General features: G+C 36.7%; 15 protein-coding genes. 3 read left to right on the plus strand and 12 right to left on the minus strand.

Translation table 11 applies throughout. The features are described from left to right. Nucleotides 1-27 precede the first annotated feature (27 nt). The 11 genes from CGC52_RS05610 to CGC52_RS05660 all read right to left on the minus strand — a co-directional run bounded on the left by CGC52_RS05610 (nucleotide 28) and on the right by CGC52_RS05660 (nucleotide 14,850). Nucleotides 28-408 (minus strand): hypothetical protein, encoded by a 381-nt coding sequence (locus CGC52_RS05610; RefSeq protein WP_147362941.1) that lies wholly within the window; start codon nucleotides 406-408, stop codon nucleotides 28-30. 3 nt (nucleotides 409-411) lie between these two features. Further along, on the minus strand, nucleotides 412-636 hold the full coding sequence (locus tag CGC52_RS05615; protein WP_082021442.1) for an AtpZ/AtpI family protein: 225 nt from the start codon (nucleotides 634-636) through the stop codon (nucleotides 412-414). Beyond that, nucleotides 602-1,012 (minus strand): polymer-forming cytoskeletal protein, encoded by a 411-nt coding sequence (locus CGC52_RS05620; protein ID WP_095893690.1) that lies wholly within the window; start codon nucleotides 1,010-1,012, stop codon nucleotides 602-604. The genes CGC52_RS05615 and CGC52_RS05620 overlap by 35 nt, the downstream gene beginning before the upstream one ends. Before the next feature lie 174 nt (nucleotides 1,013-1,186). Further along, entirely contained in the window at nucleotides 1,187-2,236 is a 1,050-nt protein-coding gene (locus CGC52_RS05625) for an FAD-binding oxidoreductase (protein ID WP_095893691.1), read from the minus strand. A 90-nt stretch (nucleotides 2,237-2,326) separates the two neighbouring features. Next, complete coding sequence (gldN, locus tag CGC52_RS05630; protein ID WP_042007225.1) at nucleotides 2,327-3,226, minus strand: gliding motility protein GldN; 900 nt, start codon at nucleotides 3,224-3,226, stop codon at nucleotides 2,327-2,329. Nucleotides 3,227-3,237: 11 nt separating this feature from the next. Then, nucleotides 3,238-4,812: a gliding motility protein GldM gene (gene gldM / locus CGC52_RS05635; RefSeq protein WP_042007223.1), complete on the minus strand. Its 1,575-nt coding sequence runs from the start codon at nucleotides 4,810-4,812 to the stop codon at nucleotides 3,238-3,240. Between the two features lie 32 nt (nucleotides 4,813-4,844). After that, nucleotides 4,845-5,507, minus strand: coding sequence for a gliding motility protein GldL (gene gldL / locus CGC52_RS05640; RefSeq protein ID WP_042007222.1), 663 nt, complete (start codon nucleotides 5,505-5,507; stop codon nucleotides 4,845-4,847). A gap of 54 nt (nucleotides 5,508-5,561) precedes the next feature. Then, the gene (gene gldK, locus CGC52_RS05645) at nucleotides 5,562-6,938 is read right to left on the minus strand and encodes a gliding motility lipoprotein GldK (protein WP_042344029.1); all 1,377 of its coding nucleotides are present in this window, start codon (nucleotides 6,936-6,938) and stop codon (nucleotides 5,562-5,564) included. Between the two features lie 388 nt (nucleotides 6,939-7,326). After that, a complete protein-coding gene (locus CGC52_RS05650) occupies nucleotides 7,327-9,465 on the minus strand; it encodes a prolyl oligopeptidase family protein (RefSeq protein WP_095894470.1) in 2,139 nt (712 codons plus the stop codon). Nucleotides 9,466-9,788: 323 nt separating this feature from the next. Further along, nucleotides 9,789-11,705, minus strand: coding sequence for a SusD/RagB family nutrient-binding outer membrane lipoprotein (locus CGC52_RS05655; RefSeq protein ID WP_095893692.1), 1,917 nt, complete (start codon nucleotides 11,703-11,705; stop codon nucleotides 9,789-9,791). Between the two features lie 19 nt (nucleotides 11,706-11,724). Further along, on the minus strand, nucleotides 11,725-14,850 hold the full coding sequence (locus CGC52_RS05660) for a SusC/RagA family TonB-linked outer membrane protein (RefSeq protein WP_095893693.1): 3,126 nt from the start codon (nucleotides 14,848-14,850) through the stop codon (nucleotides 11,725-11,727). Between the two features lie 243 nt (nucleotides 14,851-15,093). On the opposite strand from CGC52_RS05660, the gene dut reads away from it, so the two are divergent. The 3 genes from dut (at nucleotide 15,094) to recA (ending at nucleotide 17,638) form a co-directional block, all read left to right on the plus strand. Beyond that, entirely contained in the window at nucleotides 15,094-15,528 is a 435-nt protein-coding gene (dut, locus tag CGC52_RS05665) for a dUTP diphosphatase (protein ID WP_042344032.1), read from the plus strand. 6 nt (nucleotides 15,529-15,534) lie between these two features. Continuing rightward, the gene (locus CGC52_RS05670; protein WP_095893694.1) at nucleotides 15,535-16,311 is read left to right on the plus strand and encodes a DUF4292 domain-containing protein; all 777 of its coding nucleotides are present in this window, start codon (nucleotides 15,535-15,537) and stop codon (nucleotides 16,309-16,311) included. A gap of 184 nt (nucleotides 16,312-16,495) precedes the next feature. Then, the gene (gene recA, locus CGC52_RS05675; RefSeq protein WP_042009445.1) at nucleotides 16,496-17,638 is read left to right on the plus strand and encodes a recombinase RecA; all 1,143 of its coding nucleotides are present in this window, start codon (nucleotides 16,496-16,498) and stop codon (nucleotides 17,636-17,638) included. Nucleotides 17,639-17,947: 309 nt separating this feature from the next. Here the strand turns inward: recA and CGC52_RS05680 are convergent, their stop codons facing one another. Next, nucleotides 17,948-20,056, minus strand: coding sequence for a glycoside hydrolase family 97 protein (locus tag CGC52_RS05680; RefSeq protein ID WP_095893695.1), 2,109 nt, complete (start codon nucleotides 20,054-20,056; stop codon nucleotides 17,948-17,950). Nucleotides 20,057-20,156: the final 100 nt, after the last annotated feature.

The following is a 20,156-nucleotide window of genomic DNA, read 5'->3' on the forward strand; positions in this document are numbered from 1 at the left end:
TTACTTTATGAATTTATTACAACCATTCTAGGTTGCGTTTCGAATAAGTTTTACGGTAAAAATAGCTTCAATGGTGGTTAGAATAAAATATGGTACCATAAGAAATATAACATCTGTGATTGGAGTTTGCTCCACAGCTTTAGCTAAAGGTAATACGAAAACAACCATGGTTCCCATACGCAGAAAAGCTGTCCCCAAAAAAGCAAAAGAAGTATATTTTGGACGTAGCCTGTGTACAGTATAAATAATGGTTAATACCCCTAATGATAATATCAAATGAAACAAACAAATTTTCTCAACAGAAGAAAAAAGATTCAAAGCATACTGCTTGATCAGTAAATCCATAAGAAACTGGGTCAGTGCGATTACTACACAGACTGTCAGAAAAAAACGTACAAAATTCTTCATAGGTTAGTCTTCAGAAAAATTCTTCACTTGCCTAATCACAGAATAAATAGCAACAAAAACTCCCAAAAGAGAGAAAAGCACAGTAAAAAGAGGTTGTAAACTCACGTACTTTTCATCCAACCAAACTCCTAAAAAACAACAAGCAACAATAGTTACTGCCATTTGCAACCCCGTTTGGGAGAATCGTATCCACTTATTTAATTGCTTTGTCGGTAGTCGGTTTTTCATTTAAACTAGTTGGTCTATTACCTCCTTTCATGGTGCATGATACATTAAACACTGCTCCAGGCTCTATGGAAAGTTTGTCAACGGTTACATCTCCTTCAATAACAGCCGTTGATTTTAAAGTTAAAACACTATTCACTCGAAGCGTTCCTTCTATTCTTCCCTCAACATCTGCATTTTCACAAATCACTGTACCTTTGATTATTCCCGTTTTTCCTACTACCAATTTTCCACTGGTTTGGAAATTTCCTTCCACCTCCCCGTCAATTCTAAAATCGGTTTTAGATACTATCTCTCCTTTAAATTTTGTATCCGTAACTATTCTGTTACTACTTGCTGCTGTATTCTCTGCCATAACCTTCTTATTTTCTTTGAACATAATCTATTTCTTTTAAAAGATTAAAAAATCACTTTCCAAAGTTAATGCTTTTTTATTACATACAAAATGTTTTACTCAATTTTTTAAGTCATAGGCTCAAGAAAATTGCTCAAAAAAAGAAGTTCTTATTTTATCAAAAGTATTGATATAGATAAATATCTGATTTTTAATTATTTATTTCCAAAACTTCTGATAACGGACTACGTCCATTTCTTTGAGCAATTCAGTTTGTTCAAAAACAGTTTGATAAAGTGCTTTCGCTACATACGGAGCGTTCATTACCCCGCGTGTGCCAAGTCCATTGAGGATCCACATATTGTCATGCTTTGGATGCTTTCCTACTAAAGGTCTTCTGTCCGAAACTGTCGGACGTACGGAGGCTTCCTGTTCAATAATTTCATAACTACACGAAATCAGTTTTTCTAATTTATCAACCAATTCCTTACGACCTTTTTCAGTGATAGTATCACTCAGGTCATCCCATTCGTATGTAGCTCCTATTTTGTAAACCCCCTCCCCTATTGGTATAATTACACCATCTCCTTTTAGAATTTCATTCAAATCCAAATCAGGGGCGTAAAAAGTCAAAGTTTCTCCTTTACATGGTTTCATAGGTAAATATTGAAAAAACGGATTTTTAAGTACTCCATAACCCTCACAAAAAACAATATGCCTTGCCGAAATGGTTTGATAGTAAACAACATCGTCCTCAATATGTAAATCCTCATAGAAAAAATTTCTATGATGATATATATTTTCATCCCTCCATCGATTGATAGATTCAGTCAAATATGTTTTCACATCAAGCCTTCCCGTGTATTGAACCTTTCCAAACCCAAAGGGAGCTTTAATATGTGTATTATTCTCTGGTAAAATACTTGGATTCAAATATCTTGACAAAATTGGTTTATCAGAAGCGTGAAACCAATTATTTTGTTCTTCAATTGAATTAAATTTTCTAAGTATAGATTGCTCAATACGTATTTTTTTGCTCAATTTTTGTTCCATTTGGTCATAAAAGTTATGTAACAAATCTACCTGTTCATCAGCTTTCCATATAGGAGTAAAACGCTTTAAAACAACTGGATTATACACCCCTGCTGCCACCAAACTCGCCAATTGTGAATGATTGTTGATAATACAAAACGTCTTGTTCTCATTTTCTAATATATGGGCAAAAGAAACACCTGCCAACCCAGCTCCAACAATAATAAAATCAAACATACAATAATCGAATTTATCCTTAATAGAAAAAACTGTTCCGAAACAACTCAGTGCCTCAAAACAGTTTTTTATAAAATTTATTTTTTAATATTAATTTGCCCACATATCGTGCTCTCTACTTCTGATTTTCTCTTTTATTTTATCAGATTCTAAGAGCTGGAATAACGAATTACCCGGTAAATACTCGTTGATTGGTCTGTCACCATAAACGTTTGCTTCCTTATAGATAACTCCGCTAAACATTCTTGCATTTAGCAAATGATCAAAGGAAATTGGTTTAGCATCATTCTTTCTGTTGAAAGTCTTAGCCTCATGCAGAATCTCTCTTGCTTGTGGGTAGAATATCCAAAACAATTCAATCAAAGAAGCCTGAGCATCTTCTGAATCAATAAAGTTGACATCCGGAGCCACTGGTGCAATTGCTAAAATCCGATATTTGAGCTCTCCTTGACGTTTGTCAAAGTACCACCAACCTCTCACGCGGTATTGAGCAATATCACCCGCAGTTAAATCACGACGAATTTTATACTCCTCAGAAACCTGTTCACCTGCGTTCAATTGGTCGTAACCCGCATCCATCAAATCCTCTTTAGTTAAACTGGCTTTGATACTCTCTAAGGTTATCCTCTCAGCAAAATGAGAATCTCTGTAGATGTCTAACTTACCATTCTTAACGTTTTTCATAATAACATCAAACAACGGACGGCGATAAGTACTTACATCCAAGGTATCTATTGGGAAAAGTAACGGAAAATTTACTCGTTCGTTCAGGTCTATAATTTCCCAAGTTTCCACAGACCAAAGAATATCTCTCTCATCGACATACCCGTAAGGTAATGGTTTATCATTGTCTGCATCAATTTGAGCTTCTGTTTTCTTACCAATATCTTCCACCTTTTTAGCATTAAGCAAATTCGCCTGAGCTGAAGAAAGATTAGCAATTAAAACAAACGCTACAAAAAGAACTACGTTTTTTGATTGAAATTTCATTAATTGTTATTTTAGTTTGTTATTTCAACTGAAATCGGAGCTGGTGGTCGTGGTACATATCCAGCTGCACCTTGAATATTTGCCTTAACATCAAAAATTTGAATAATATCTCCTTTTCTTGCTCTACCGATTGCAGCCCTAGCTTGTTCATTCATTCTATCTCCATTCACTTGAACAGAAGGTTGTCCTGGAACAGAAACTTTAAATGACGTAACCGTATACTTCAATTCAAAATCAAAATCCTCAATGGTTGCTCCCACAGGCATTGCTGCTAAGTTCGCCTTAGGCATTTTAACAGTTCCTGATTGTCCAGCAAGTACGGTTACCGCACGAGGAACGTCTTTAATTCTGAACTGACGTGATGAAGAGAATTTTTGTCCATCTATTTCTCCTACTACATTAATTGTTACCTCCCGTCCTTGTCCTGGTTTCAAAACGTAACTTGTACCTGACTTTCTAGATAATCCAGGTGCCGAAGCCGTAACTTTGTTATCAGCAACCCCAGGCATTGAAATTGTAATTGGATTCTCCAACGGACGATACACTACGTTCATCTTATCAGCAGAAATTACAGCTGCATTAGGTTTTGGAATTGTTGAAAATGTTTGATCTACAGGAACAGAAATACGTTTTCCATCTTGATCAAAGTGTAAATTACCTGTAATTCTATGTTCTCCAGCATTTCCTGCATTCACTTTCAACTTCACTTTTCCATCCTGAATATCAAACTCATTTGCTGATAATTTTCTACCATCCAATGACAACTCTACTTCATTTGGCTTTGTTGAAGCATCTTTTCTTCCCAAAACAATAGCTCCATCAAAAGTTTCTCCTTGATAGTACGCCCCTTTTCCTTGTTCCAGTAAAGTGGTATAGTTAGTCATCGAAATCTGAGCTTTCAAATTACCTTCTAACATCATACCATAGAACTCTTGTCCATTAGATCTGATATCAGATTGCATCATCGAAAGTTTTGCTAATGTTGCGATATAAGGAAACCCTTTATAATGGTAATCCAACCATTTTTCTATCGTTCCATCTGCTTTTTTAACGCTTTCGGTATTAAAATTTGCTTTAATTTTTGCAACAAGTTCAGCGTATCGAGGATCATCTCCTAAAAGAGCCAAGGCTTTTTCTCTGTAACTGTCAATTTTATCAACAAATTCCTGTCCCTTAGCATTATAACCCTCGCCTTTGAAAAACAAATCGTCCGTGTACTCGGATTTATCCATTGCTTGATAATCTTTCTCCATAACACCCTTGTCCTCTTGTCCAATCTCTTTGTTCAATCCGTCTTTAATTTCTTGAACAAAACTGTACAATTCGTCAGACAATTCACGCATTTGTTTTGCTTTTTCGTACACTTCTCCGTACTGCTCAGGATTTTCTCTTGCACTATTTCCTAGCGTCTCTATAGCTGCAATATTGGCTGCGTTTGCTCTAACATTCGATGCCTCAAATTTCTCGTTAACTAATCCAAATGCATTTAAAACTTCCTTACCCATGTTCAATGCCAACATAGCTATGAAAACTAAATACATAAGGTTAATCATCCTTTGTCTGGGGGTTAATTTTCCTCCTGCCATAAGTTATTAATTTTTAATTAGTTAGTTAACAATTATTTACCCATAGCAGATAACATTCCTCCATAAACTTTATTCAAGGATTTCAAATTATCTTGGAATGATACCATTTGTTGATTCAATGAATTGAGATTATCAACAACACCAGCCTGAGCTGCTACCTGATTCTCTGTTCTTTCTAATTGTAATTTGTATAAACTGTTTAATGATTCTAAATGAGATGCAGCAATTGAAAGCTCTTCTCCATATTTATGAGTAGCTGTCATTGAAGTAGTTACAGGAGCTATTTCTTTAGCTGCACCCGCGAAATTTTCAATTGATTTACCTAATGATTGCATCAAATTCGCATCAATTTTAGCCTCTGCCAAAATACCATCTAGTTTCTCAGAAAGAGATTCTTTCAAAGCCTTATCTTCTTTAGTGACTACTTGAGCAGTAGCTAAGTTTTGACGAGGAGCTCCCCCTGACAATTCAGGATAAACCAAAGACCAATCTACCTCCTCCTCAACAGGCTCAAATGCCGCTATGAAGAAAATTAAAGCCTCTGTACCTAATCCAAGTGCCAATAATATGGTACCATTAAGTGGACCTATCGTCCAGTGTGTCAACTTAAACAACGCTCCGATGATCACGACAGCAGCACCTAAGCTGTAAACCATATTAAAGATTTTTTTTCTAGTTGAATTTCCTTTTGCCATAAGATAAAATTTTTAAATGTTGATTAGTTTGTTTTATTGATAATTTATTGATTCCTATCTAAATCCACGAGCTGTTTTAGCTTGTTGCCCTTCAGAAACACCCATAAAATCCTGCACTGTTCTGAAACCTATGTAACTACGAGCAGAATCTTGATATTCAAAATCGCGTGTATTTACTTGCAACATGTAGGCAGTATCTTTCCAAGAACCTCCTCTGATAACTTTACGTCTATTCTTCTCATCAATTACGTTGGGGTTCATGGTTGACATATACTCATAGGAATTGGGATCATAAGTGGTGTTTGTCCACTCTGAAACGTTTCCTGCCATATTGTATAGATTGTATCCATTAGGCTCATATGACCTTGCCTCGACAGTATAAAGTGCGTTATCCGATGCGTAGTCACCTCGTAATGGCTTAAAGTTCGCTAAGAAACATGCTCTATCGTCCGTTGTATAAGGACCTCCCCAAGGATAAGTAGCTCCTTCCAGACCTCCACGAGCAGCGTATTCCCACTCTGACTCAATGGGTAAACGAAATGAATTTATCTCATCATCTCCTTTAGCTTTTAAATATGAGTTTTTATTAAGGGTTCTCCATTCGCAGAAAGCCTTTGCTTGCATCCATGTAACCCCAACAACTGGATATTCTCCGTAGGCTTCATGCCAAAAATATTGATTGTGCATTGGTTCATTATAAGAGTACGCAAAGTCTCGAATCCAAACTGTTGTGTCAGGATATACCTTTACCAGCTCTTCCTTGACAAAATCCTTACGATTTCCTTTTGCACGAGCTGATTTTTCCATATCCAACCATTGATATTTGAATACGAATTTCTCAACATCCATGATACGCTTTCCGTTATAAGACTCCTCTATCGGGAGGTACATTTTATCCATAACTTCTGAATAGTACTCATCGGGAAACTTGTTTGTATCCCAAATCAATTGTACTTTTCTATTAAGTTTCTTTGTCTGCTGGTCTCCATATGTGTTATACATATATTGCTGATACGCATTCATGTTTTCTGTATTTGTATTTAGATATGCGTACTCACCAACACCCCCATTACCTTGCGTTTGACCTACTTGATCTGCTAATTCGGCGAGATTTGTTCTAATGATAGAATCACGAACCCAATTGACAAACTGACGATATTCACTATTTGTAATCTCAGTTTCGTCCATATAGAAAGACCCAACACTCACAGTCTTAACAGGTGCATTTAGACTACCTGTTTTATCATCGTCAGAGCTACCCATAATAAAAGAACCACTTGGAACCAAGGTCATTCCATAAGGTCTCGGTTGTTTCCAACTTTTTCCTTTAACGCCAACAAGCTCTCCTTTATGATCTCCTCCTCCACGTTTGCAGGAATAGACTAAGGTGAGTATCGTTAACATTATTAATAATCTTCTTGCCATAAACATTGTTTAAATTAACTTTACAGTTTGGACTGCAAACGTAGACAATAATTTTCAAACTCACAACATTATTTCTAGTTTATTGAATGTCGAATTTGAAGTTTAACACTATATTTACAAATGTTTAGTAATTTCTACTTTACATCAAAAAAAAGTATTCATTTAAGAAATATCATATTTTCTTTAGTCAAATCACCAATTATAATATCTATTTTCAAAAAAAATATATTTTTTTTATATTGTATTTATACGAAAAAAATACGTTATTTTTACAGATTCAAAAATTGTTTTTTAACTATTTATCCATTAGGATAAAACTCCCTTTTCAGAAAAAAATCTTCTAAAAACGATCCTAAAAAGGAAGTTTTATGGTTCTCTAGTATTATATTTAGAGTTAATTCCCCACTGATTTGATATCTTTCACTCCAACATTCCACAGAATGAAGGACTGTACATCAGCTGCTTGTTCAATGATTTTACTAACAGGAGTTCCTGCACCATGTCCTGCGTTGGTTTCAATGCGAATAAGTACTGGATTTGTCCCTTTTTGTTTAGCTTGTAGCTCTGCTGCGAACTTGTAGCTGTGTGCTGGTACCACGCGATCATCATGATCACCGGTAGTGACCATAGTGGCTGGATATTCCACTCCTGATTTAACGTTATGCACTGGTGAATAGCTTCTTAAATAATCAAACATTTCTTTGCTGTCATTTGCTGTTCCATAATCATATGCCCAACCTGCCCCTGCAGTAAAGGTATGGTAACGCAACATATCTAACACACCTACCGCTGGTAATGCTACTCGAAACAAATCTGGACGTTGAGTCATGGTTGCTCCTACTAGCAACCCTCCGTTTGAACCTCCACTGATTGCTAAATGATTAGCTGATGTATACTGCTCGGTAATTAAATAGTTAGCTGCAGCTATAAAATCGTCAAACACATTTTGTTTCTGCATTTTGGTTCCTGCATCATGCCATTTTTTTCCATATTCACCACCTCCACGCAAATTGGCAACAGCATAAACTCCTCCATTTTCAAGCCATACGGCATTGGAAATATTGAAATTAGGTGTTAAACTTACATTGAATCCTCCGTAACCGTACAGTATGGTAGGATTTTTCCCGTCAAGTTTGATTCCTTTCTTGTAGGTGATAATCATCGGAACTTTTGTGCCATCTTTTGAGGTGTAAAACACTTGCTTTGACTCGAAATTATCAGAATTAAAGTCTATTTTAGGCTCCCAGTATAATTGATAATCTCCTGAATCTAAATTCATTTTATAAATTTTACCTGGTGTGTTGTAGTTTGTGAAAGAAAAATAAGTTTCTTTTTCATCTTTTTTAGCGTTGAATCCTCCTGCTGAACCCACACCTGGCAATTTTATCTCACGGATAAGTTTTCCTTCATAATCATATTGTTTTACTTTAGAAACTGCATCTACAATATAACGAGCGAAGATATAATCTCCTGCTAATGAAACTGATAGTACATTATCAATTTCTGGGATGATATCTTTCCAATTCTCAGGTTTTGGATCAGAAATATCCACACTTACCAAACGTTTGTTAGGAGCATTTAAGTTTGTAACCAAATAAAGTTTTGAACCCTTGTTGTTAATTACTTGGGTATCATTATCGAAATTTTCAGTAATTGCTACAAAAGTCGATTTTGGATTTTTTAAATCTTTAACAAACAATTTGTTTCCTGAAGTTGAATTTGCTCCAGACACGAACAAATAGTTCCCATCATCAGACACATAGCCAGAAATATAACGGTATTTTTGGTCTGCAGTGCCACCAAAAATAAGTTTATCTTCCTTTTGTGGTGTATTTAGTTTATGGTAAAACAGTTTATGTGTATCGGTCTTCGCTGAGAGCTCACTTCCCTTGGGTTTGTCATAACTTGAATAATAGAATCCCTCTTTTCCATTCCAAGAAATGCCACTGAATTTTACATCCACCAAGGTGTCACCAATAATTTCCCGAGTTACAGCATTCATGACGATAAGTTTTCGCCAATCACTACCTCCTTCGGAAATTTGGTACGCTAGAAGTGTTCCATCTTCAGTAAAACTAAGATTTGCCAAAGAAGTTGTTCCATCTTTTGAAAACTCATTAGGATTCAAGAAAACTTCTTCTTTGCCGTCTTTATCTTTGCGATAAAGAACACTTTGGTTTTGAAGTCCGTCATTTTTGTAGTAATAGATATAATCTCCCTCTTGGAACGGAGCTCCAACTTTCTCATAGTTCCAAAGTTTTTCTAAACGTTGCTTAATCGTTTTTCTATATGGTATTTTCTCTAAATAACCAAAGGTAACCTCATTCTGAGCCTTTACCCAATTGGCAGTCTCTTCACTGCGATCATCTTCGAGCCAACGGTAAGGATCCTCAATTTTTGTATCGAAATAAACATCAACGGTATCTACCTTTTTGGTTTGTGGATAGTTAATCTTAACTTCTTGTTCTTTAACCTTTTCAGAACAAGATACTGCCAAAAGCACACATCCTAAGGGAATGATTCTTTTATACATATTTTTGAATTTACTAATAGACAGGCGAAAGGTAGTTATTTTTTCGTTTTCTTCCAAATTTTTTTCTGCAAAGCCAATTTTTAACGTTTTTGATTTGGTTTGTGTCATTATTGCCCAACAAAAAAACTGTCCGAAAAAATCGGACAGTTTTTTGCAATTATGTTTTAAAAAATTGGAAGTGATGTAAAAAGTATGATACCTTAAAAAAAGAGGACATTTCTGTCAGGCTGAGCGAAGTCGAAGCCCTGTAATGATAAGGCTTCGACTTCGCTCAGCCTGACAATCAGAACTTCCATCATACTTTTTACAACACGACCAAAAAATTATTGTTTTTTAGCCCACCAAAGCGGTGTAAATACGGAATCTTCGCCCCCTAAATGCTTGATTGCCTGATTATATCCTTCTTTTACATTTGCTTGTAAGTTAGCAGGATAAGGCAAACGTTGTGGGAAAAATGCTACTTTGCTTTCCATATAGTTTGCATCGGTTAATGCAGGCATTTTTTCTAAAGGTTTTTCTATTGCTGGATTCTCGAAGAACGGAAGCCCTAAACGACGATGGTCACTCCATCCTTCTAACGGAAGCCAAGGCACTTGTGCGATAAATTTCTGGGTGATAATTTTTGTCAAAGCATCATTTTTCACAGTTCCGTTTTGATATAAATTATTTACAGGATAATTGTACGATACAGTTGATTCAGCTCCTGTATATCCGTCTTTATACTTCATGGTAACAGCTACGGGTTCTGCTGTGTGTGACCATTTTACAGAAGTTCCCACACGATTGTATTCTTCTGAAGAGATGTAATCATTATAGTGACCAGACACTCCCCAATAATCAAAACTCATTTTAATACCCTTTTCATAGGCTTCTTGAGCCGACATTGGTACGTTCCATCCTCTTACAGCAGCCTCAGCAATCAAGAAGTAAGACTCCCAAGCTCCGAAGAATAAACGTTTTGCTGTGCTGTTACGCAAATTGTTACGCAAACGAGGTGTCATTCCTGGCCAAGATTGCACCTGATTTAAACCTGCCTTATCTCCCCAACTACCCAATGAATGAGCATTCCATGTAAAAGCCCCATTGATGGTAATAGTATCTGTTACATGATCTTTTTGAGGCATTAATTTACGTTCAAATGTCTTTACGGCATCCACTGACCAAGAGGGATATAAATTATACTCAGGATTGTCTAAATCTCCTGGAATTGGATACAAAGCATAAGCTCGTGGGTCAATGGCATCAGGCAATCCATCAAACCAATAGCCCGCCACAGGGTTATTAGTTTTTGTTGCGATGTGGTGCTGATAACGAACTCCCAACCATTCTGCTGGTTTGATTTTAGCAAGTGCTTTTGGTTTTTCAGCCAACTGAACAGATGACTTTACACCTCCTAAACCAACATACAAGTTATTTAGTGTAGTGGATATGTACTGCATATTCCACTCACGGGTCATTACTCCTGTTAAATCATTCCAACCAGGCTGTTCTTGTACTTCAAAGTCTTCGCTTAACTCAGCGATATAACCCTCTTTAACAGCTTTTTCAAATTCAACTTTTGCTACCGATGGTGCTACTTCCGACAATCTCATTGATAAACGCATACGCATTGAATTTCCGTATTTTTTCCATTTTGCAAAGTCATATTTGTACGCAGGATCTTGCTTTTTAACGTTTTGAGATAACCCTGTTACACCCATGTCTAATTTCGCAGTTGCCTCTTCTAATTCCTTGAGCATAAATCCATAAATTTCCTCAACGCTATTGAAATCAGGATTTACCCCTTGGAATCCTTTTAGGGGCATTGGACCAAAATTATCGGTAGCCTCACTCATCAAATAAACTCTCCAAATACGAGCTACTTGAAGCAAGTTTTCAGAATAAGGTTCATTTTTGCCTAATGCTTTCTTCTCTTCGGCTACTTGTATCGCTGTATTGATATTTTTTAACCAATCAGACAAAGAATTATAATAATCAGTTGACCAATCATTATTGTATGAACCTGTTGGCAATCCACTAATTCTGTCCATACGACCTGCTGCTTTCCAATACAGAACAAATGCCCTTTCCGATACGTGAGGATTTTGCTGAGCTCCTATGATGGAATTGTTAATTAGATACTCCACCTGTACTTGCTCCACCCCAACAGCTGTTGGATCCACGTTAATTTCTTCAAAATCATCACAAGAAGACAAGGAAAACGCTCCCAACAATCCAATTAAAATATATTTATTTTTCATTTTATCCCTTATTTTTATATTAAAAACTTACCGTTACATTGAAATAATAAGAACGCATTGTTGGAGAAGAGAAGTTTTCATATCCAACTGCATTAGTTCCTGTAGCAAACACAGACTCTGGGTCAACACCGTTCAAGTAACTTTTTAGCATCACTACGTTATTTACAGACATTCCAACCTTTGCACTTTGGGCTCCTAATCCTTTCACCCAATCATCAGGTAAACGATAATTCAATTGTAGATTACGGATACGAATATTTGTTGCATCAAACAAGTTTTCTTCTGTAATACCTAAGTTTCCTGTTCTTGATGCCATACGATTTACCCAAAAATCTTGAGGCGAAATCGCTTTGGTGTTTTCTTGATAACCATTTCCGCTTTCTACAACACCATTATAGACAATGTCAGCACGCTCTCCATTTACTACAGTAGCCGCTGAACGTCCGCTTGTTTTTAAACCATGGTTAGTTCCTGAGAATATTTTTCCTCCAAAACGACCATCAACAAGGATACTTAATGATAGGTTCTTGTATGTGAAAGTATTTGTAAAACCTAACAAGAAATCCGGTTGTTGATTTCCTAAGATATATTTTTCTCCAGTTCCTTTAGGAGCACCGTGTTCATCCACAATGATACGTCCGTAATGAGGGCTCGCTATGTCTTCAACTCTAACAAATTTAGTTCCGTAAATTACTCCATAACGCTCACCTGACATTGCCAAAATTTGAATATTATCAAAAGTACCTAATCCATACTGGGTTACAGGTTCAGAACCCTCTACTAAAGAATTAACAGTATTGATATTTTTTGAAGCATTCACAACCATGTCCCAAGAGAATTTTTCACCACGGATTGGTTGACCTGTAAGCATTAACTCAAAACCTTTATTTTCAATGTCTCCAGCATTTACTTTCATGGCTTTGTAACCACTCATGGAGTTCAATGGAATATTCAACAACTGATTGGTTGCGTTTGATTTATAGAATGAAAGATCAATCCCTAAACGATTGTTAAAGAATTTAGCATCCACACCGATCTCCCATGACTTGATCAACTCATTTTTTACGTTTGAGTTATATAGAACATCGTTGGTAGTTGCTGTAGTATTTCCATTAGGATCTTTACCTATTTTGTAAAAGTTATACAATTGGTAAGGCCCCATATCATTCCCTACCACTGCGTAAGATGCTCTTATCTTACCATAGTTAAACCATTCTGGTTTAATATCGTACTCTTTTTCAAGCATTTCAGAAAATACTAAGGAAGTACTCACCGAAGGATAGAAGAATGAACGATTTGCTTTGCTCAAAGTAGAAGACCAATCGTTACGCCCTGTGATATCTAAGAATGCATATTGATTGTAATTGATTTGGTATGTTCCATAGAATGAATTGATTTTGTGCATTCTGTAATGTTGGCTCACTCCGGGATTTCCTTTAGAGTTAGTTACTACAAACAAATTTGGCACTTCAAGCTCTCCAGCATCAATGGATAACCCTGAACTATGACGTTTCATCAAATTACCTCCAAAAGTTGCAGCCATACCTACTTTCCCAAACAAGTCGTTCTTTTGAGCACTAAACAAGAAACTTAAGTTTGTCTCATTAAAAGTATCTTTTCCTAAACTGTAACGACCTGTTGTCGTTAATGAGCTTTTTCCATAGGTTTTATTTTCTACGTTTGTAGTGTATAAATCCGTACCTCCTTTTACCTCAGCATTTAACCAATCGGTAAACTGATATTTAACCGAACCGTTCATCATAAAACGATCTCGAGAATCCTCATTGGTATTGTATTTTGCCAACCAAAAAGGATTCAAACCACTTGTGTTATACCAAATGTGGTTGCCGTAATCATCTATAGCCCTTGAAAATTCTGTGACATCAACTGTTACAGGAAGATTTAACATAGAATTGAAGACATTTATATCTCGTTGTCCTCCGATTGGGCGGTTTTTAACTTTCGAGTTGATATATTGCACCTTGAAGTCAGTTGTCCATTTTTCATCTTTTCCAAAACGAGAAATCGCTCTACTGATTAAATTTAAACGCTCCAATGTAGCCCCAGGAATACTACTTTGATTATCAACGTGCGTTAATGAAGAATAGATAGACGTTCCATTGGTAACCTGTTGTTGGAAAGACACTGAATGTTGAACATCCACACCCGTGTTTAAAAATCCTTCTACATTATCATGAACTCTTAACGGAATACGAGCTCCTTTCCAATCTTCTACCATTTGTCCCTCAATTTTTGGCCCCCAGCTTGAAGCTGAAAGTGGATCATAGTTTCCGTCAGCTCCTTGACCAAAAACATTTTGAACATCGGGTTTCATAAATACATTTTCAAAACCGATTGAAGAAGAATAGGTAATTCCTAACCCTTCACGGGCTTTCCCTGATTTGGTAGTAATCAAGATTACCCCGTTACCTGCTCGTGAACCATACAAAGCAGCAGCGGCAGGTCCTTTCAAAACTGACATACTTTCAATGTCGTTTGGATTCAAATCACCCAAACCATTTCCCATGTCATTGGTTGGATTCCAAAAGTCGTTGTTTGAAGCCCCTGTAAAGTTATCCATCGGCACACCGTCAACAACAATCAACGGCTGGTTATCACCTGTCAAAGAGTTGTTACCACGAAGTACTATTTTAGAAGATGCAGCAGGTCCGTTACTTCCTCTAACAATCTGTAAACCTGCTACTTTACCAGAAAAAGCATTAGCTAAGTTCGTTTCTTTTGCTTCTACTAAGGCGTCTCCTTTCACTTCCTGTAAAGCGTATCCCAGAGATTTTTTCTCTCTTTTTATTCCCAACGCTGTAACTACAACTTCTCCAAGCTGCTCTGCTTCTTCAACAAGTAAAACATTGATTGTCAGAGAATTACCCCCCCCTATAATTTTTTCTTGTGTTACGAAGCCTAAGTAACTGAATACAAGCACATCTCCTCGATTTGCTTTGATTTCGTACTTACCATCAAAATCGGTAGCTACTCCACGAGTAGTGTTTTTGATCAAAACACTTACGCCTGGTAGTGGCACTTTACCCTCGTCAGTAACGGTTCCTTTTACTGACACCATTTGTGCAGAAAGTGTTAAACACCAACTGAACACAAACGCGAACAATGTTAAAAATTTTAATTTCATAAGCTGTTTGATTAATTATAATTCGAGGCGTAAAGGTACAATTTTTTTCGTTTTGATACAAAGCTATTTTCTTTTTTTTATCTTTTTAAAAAATACATCCTAAGAAAGAAAAGAATATCAATTAGTTATGACATGAAAAAATATGCATTTTTTTAACATAGTATGTGTTTTTAGTAACGATTCTTTGTATGAGTAATCAAAATAAAACTGTACCTTTGCCTTTAGTTTAAAACATTAAACCACATGAATGTAAACATAAAAAACATATCAAACAATCCATTGCCAAATTATCAGACGGAAGAAGCTGCAGGAATGGACATTCACGCTTTTGTAACCACTCCTATCACAATACTTCCACTGGAACGAGTGATTGTGAAAACAGGATTGTTTTTAGAATTGCCAAAAGGATACGAAGCACAAATCCGCCCGCGAAGCGGACTTGCCGCCAAACACGGTATCACGGTTTTGAACGCTCCAGGAACCATTGATTCAGATTATCGAGGAGAAATTGGAGTTATCTTGGTAAATCTTTCCAATGAGCCTTTCGTAATTGAAAACGGCGAACGCATTGCACAAATGGTTTTTGCTAAATATGAAAAAGCAACACTTACTGAGGTTCAAGAACTTTCGGAAACAATTCGTGGTACAGGAGGCTTCGGAAGTACTGGTAAAAAATAAATACGAATGAGAAAAATAGTTTTTTTAGTAGCATTAGGTCTATTGACTTTTGCTTGTAAATCAAAGAAAAGTACCGTTTCAGCAGGTGAAGTTGACCGAAAAATGAAGGTCGGAACCCTGATTCAACATCATAGTAATGCCTTTCCTAAATTCGTTACGGTGAACGGCAGTATTTCTTTGGCTCACGGTAGTGAAGGAAATATGTCATCGCTCCCCGCTTTGAGTTTTCGTATGCAAAAAGATAAAGCTATTTGGTTTTCAGCTCCTTTGGGAGTTGCTAAAGTTTTTGTCACTCCCGAAAAAGCAAGTTACTACAACCGCTTAGAAAATACTCACTTTGATGGCGATTTTTCACATATCAGCGATTTGTTAGGTTTTGAAGTGAATTTTGAAAACTTACAACGATTGCTATTGGGACAATATATCTATGATCAAGATACTTCAAACACTAAAATAATACTTATTGATTCTCAAAACTATATTTTACAGTCCGAAAACATAAACACCCTAAAAACCATTTACGGAATCACTCCGAAAACATATCGCATTGGTTTCCTTGAAATTACAAATACTGAGAATCCAAAAGAAAAATCCGAAGTTACTTATACCTATCAGGAAGTGGACAGTGTGTTGTTTCCAGATACTATTAAAATCAACGTACAAAGAATGGTGGATGGAGAATTACAAAAAACCGAAATAGAACTATCATTCAAAAGCATTCGTTTGAATGAAAAAGTAAATTTTCCTTTTAAAATTCCATCAGGAACGAAATCAATCTTGTAAGTAAAATTACCAATTTCAAATTACGAATTACGAATACTCTTGAGGAAATAATTCTAAATTTCAAATTACGAATTACGCTTATAGCTTTCATAATTTGTAATTCGTAATTCGTAATTTTTTTTAATATGTTTTTGCGTAATAAAAATAAAACGTATATTAGCAGTTTGTAAGAAAATATATAAATATGGCAAAGAAAGATACAAAAGAATTGAGTGCAGCAGAAGCAAAAGCAAATGCTTTGAAACTGACACTCGAAAAATTAGATAAAACCTTCGGTAAAGGAGCTGTAATGCAATTGGGAAATGCTCCAATTGAAGAAATTGAAACTTTCTCTACAGGATCTGTAGGTTTGGATGTTGCTTTAGGTGTTGGAGGATATCCAAAAGGAAGGGTCATTGAAATTTTCGGGCCCGAATCATCTGGTAAAACAACCTTAACCCTACACGCTATTGCAGAAGTACAGAAAGCTGGGGGAACAGCTGCATTTATTGATGCAGAACACGCTTTTGACCGTATTTACGCTCAGAAATTAGGAGTAGACATCAATAATCTGATTGTTTCACAGCCTGACCACGGTGAACAGGCTTTGGAAATAGCCGATGCGTTAATTCGTTCGAATGCGGTAGACCTGATTGTAGTGGATTCAGTCGCTGCTTTAACACCGAAAAGTGAGATCGAAGGCGATATGGGAGACTCTAAGATGGGAGTTCACGCTCGATTGATGTCACAGGCATTGCGAAAAATTACAGGAAGTATTAATAAAGCAAATTGTATTGTAATATTTATCAATCAATTACGTGACAAAATTGGAATCACATTCGGGAACCCAGAAACCACCACAGGAGGTAATGCATTGAAGTTTTATGCTTCTGTTCGTTTGGACATCCGTAAAGCAGGTGGGGGAAGTATCAAGGATTCAAGTGGTGAGGTTATCGGGAATCGTACCCGCGTTAAGGTAGTTAAAAACAAAGTTGCTCCTCCATTTAAGTCCGCAGAATTTGACATCATTTTCGGCGAAGGTATTTCGAAAATAGGGGAAATTATCGATATTGGTGTGGATGCCGATATCATCACCAAAAGCGGGTCGTGGTTCAGTTACCAGGGAACAAAACTTGGACAAGGACGGGATACCGTAAAGGCTCTATTGAAAGATAATCCTGAACTTACCGAAGAACTGGAGAATAAAATCAAGGAGTTCCTAAAAAACAACGATGATGATACCACTCCTAAAAAAGGAAAAAAGGGGAAATCAAAAGCAGATATAGAAACTCAAAACTCCGATGATGACTCTTTTGATGAAGATGAATTAAACGAAGAAGAAGAATAGTTGATTTAAAACAACTTACGTTCTTTTATATACAATCGGGACAATACAATTCGGAAGTGTTGTGAAAAGTATGATACCTTTAATAAAGTGGATATTTCTGTCAGGCTGAGCGTAGTCGAAGCCCTGTAATTACGAGGCTTCGACTACGCTCAGCCTGACAATCAAAACTACCATCATACTTTTTATAACACAACCTACAATTCTATGGATTTTACATTCAGCAGAATTATATTGCCCCGATTGTTTTTTATGTCATCACGTCTTTCTAATTCGTAATTTGAAATTCGTAATTCATACTTGGTAGTAAGTCTATTTGATTTCCTTGATACTCACAGCATACCCACCGCCTTCTTTAGCTACGAGGGTAAGAGTGGTGTTGGCATCTACTTTTCTTTTGGTAATAGTGTACGCTTTAGGATTGTTTTTATAGTGTGCGTTTTTGGCATCGGCATAGATGGTGGCTTCATATTTCTTGTTTTTATCTAAGAAATTGAGTTTTAGTTTCGATGTATGTCCGTTTTCATTGGCTGTGCAACCGATATACCAATCGTTACTATGCTTATCTTTACGAGCCACGGTAATATATCTGCCAGGTTCTGCCTCTAAATAGATACTTTTTTGCCAATCTACAGGAACGTCTTTAATAAATTGAAACGCATCTAAATATTTATTGTAGTTTTCGGGCAAATCAGCTGCCATTTGTAACGGACTATACATTGTGAGGTATAGAGCCAATTGCTTTGCCAAGGTACTACGTGCATAGCTTCCGTTGTCAGGATTTACGTTCCAAATTTGGGTTTCAAAAATTCCTGGAGTGTAATCCATTGGCCCGCCTTGCAAACGTGTAAACGGAAGTACGGTGGTATGGAAGGGTTTATTTCCTCCGAAAGATTCAAATTCGGTTCCACGAGCCGACTCATTTCCGATAAGGTTCGGATAGGTACGACAAAGCCCCGTAGGACGCACTGCCTCGTGTGCATTAACCATAATTTTGTATTTAGCTGCCTCGGTTACGGCATACAAATAATGATTTACAAGCCATTGCCCATAATGATGTTCGCCTCTTGGCACAATATCACCTACATAGCCACTCTTTACAGCATTATAACCGTAGTCATTCATAAGCTGATACGCTTTATGCATATGTCGTTCGTAATTTCTTACAGAAGAAGAGGTTTCGTGATGCATCATCAGTTTTACTCCTTTGGAATGGGCATATTCGTTCAAGGCTTTGAGGTCAAAATCAGGATAAGGAGTTACAAAATCAAACACGTAATCCTTTTTATGTCCAAACCAATCTTCCCAACCTACATTCCAACCTTCTACTAACACTTGGTCGAAGCCGTGTTGTGCTGCAAAGTCGATGTACTTACGTACGTTTTGGTTATTTGCGGCGTGTTTTCCGTTAGTCTTTAATTTTGTATAATCTACTTTATCAAGTTGAATAGAAGGTAACTCATCGGTGTATGCCCACGAAGATTTTCCTGAAATCATTTCCCACCAAACACCGATGTATTTCACAGGTTTTATCCACGAAGTGTCTTCGTACGCACAAGGGTCATTTAGATTCAAAATCAGTCGTGAAGCCAAAATATTACGAGCATCATCACTAACCATAATGGTACGCCAAGGGGTGTGGCAAGGAGCTTGTAGATGCGCTTTATCGCCCGTAGCATCGGGAGTCAAATGCGATTGGAACACGAAATTAGAATCATTGAGGTTCAAGTGCATACACGAGTAATCTACCAAAGCTGCTTCGTGTAGATTGATATAAAGTCCGCTATCAGTTTTCATCATTAGAGAAGTTTGCACTCCTGTGCGTGAAAACGGTGTTTGTGAGGCGTTATGATTGATGGCTCCTTGATTTAATAGGCGTATCTGAGAGAGTTTTGACTCGGTATAGTCGTACTCTTGGGTATCGTAATCGCCTACTATCCACCACGCTGTGTGGTCGCCCGTCATTGCAAACTCCGTCCATTCCTCTACCACCGTAAAATAGGTCAGATGCTTCTGCTCAGGAAACTCATAACGGAAACCTACACCATCATTATACACTCGAAAACGAATATTCATAAAACGATCTGAAGTCTTTTGATGAAGCGACACCAACAACTCATTGTAATGATTACGGATATGGCTTTCTTCGCCCCAAACAGGTTGCCATGTTTCATCAAAAGTAGATTTTTCTTCCTTAATAACCTTAAAATCAGCAATTAAATCAGTAGTATTTTTAAGCTCCAAGCCCATATAACTTTGCTTGATTACTTCCTGATTCTTGTACCAAATCTTATAAAAAGGTTTTCCTGACGGATTTAGCTCAAAGGTAACTTTTACATTACCATCAGGCGAAATTTGTGTGTTTTGTGCTTGAGATTGCCACCCCAAAAGGCAACAAAGGATAATAGATATTTTTTTCATTACAACTTTTTTTATTTAATTACGAATTACGAGATTTAATTACGAATTACGAGAACCAATTACGAATTACGAGAACCAATTACGAATTACGAGAGTCAAT

The sequence above is a fragment of the Capnocytophaga sp. H2931 genome (assembly GCF_002302535.1).
In the GTDB taxonomy this organism is placed as follows: Bacteria; Bacteroidota; Bacteroidia; order Flavobacteriales; family Flavobacteriaceae; genus Capnocytophaga; species Capnocytophaga canis.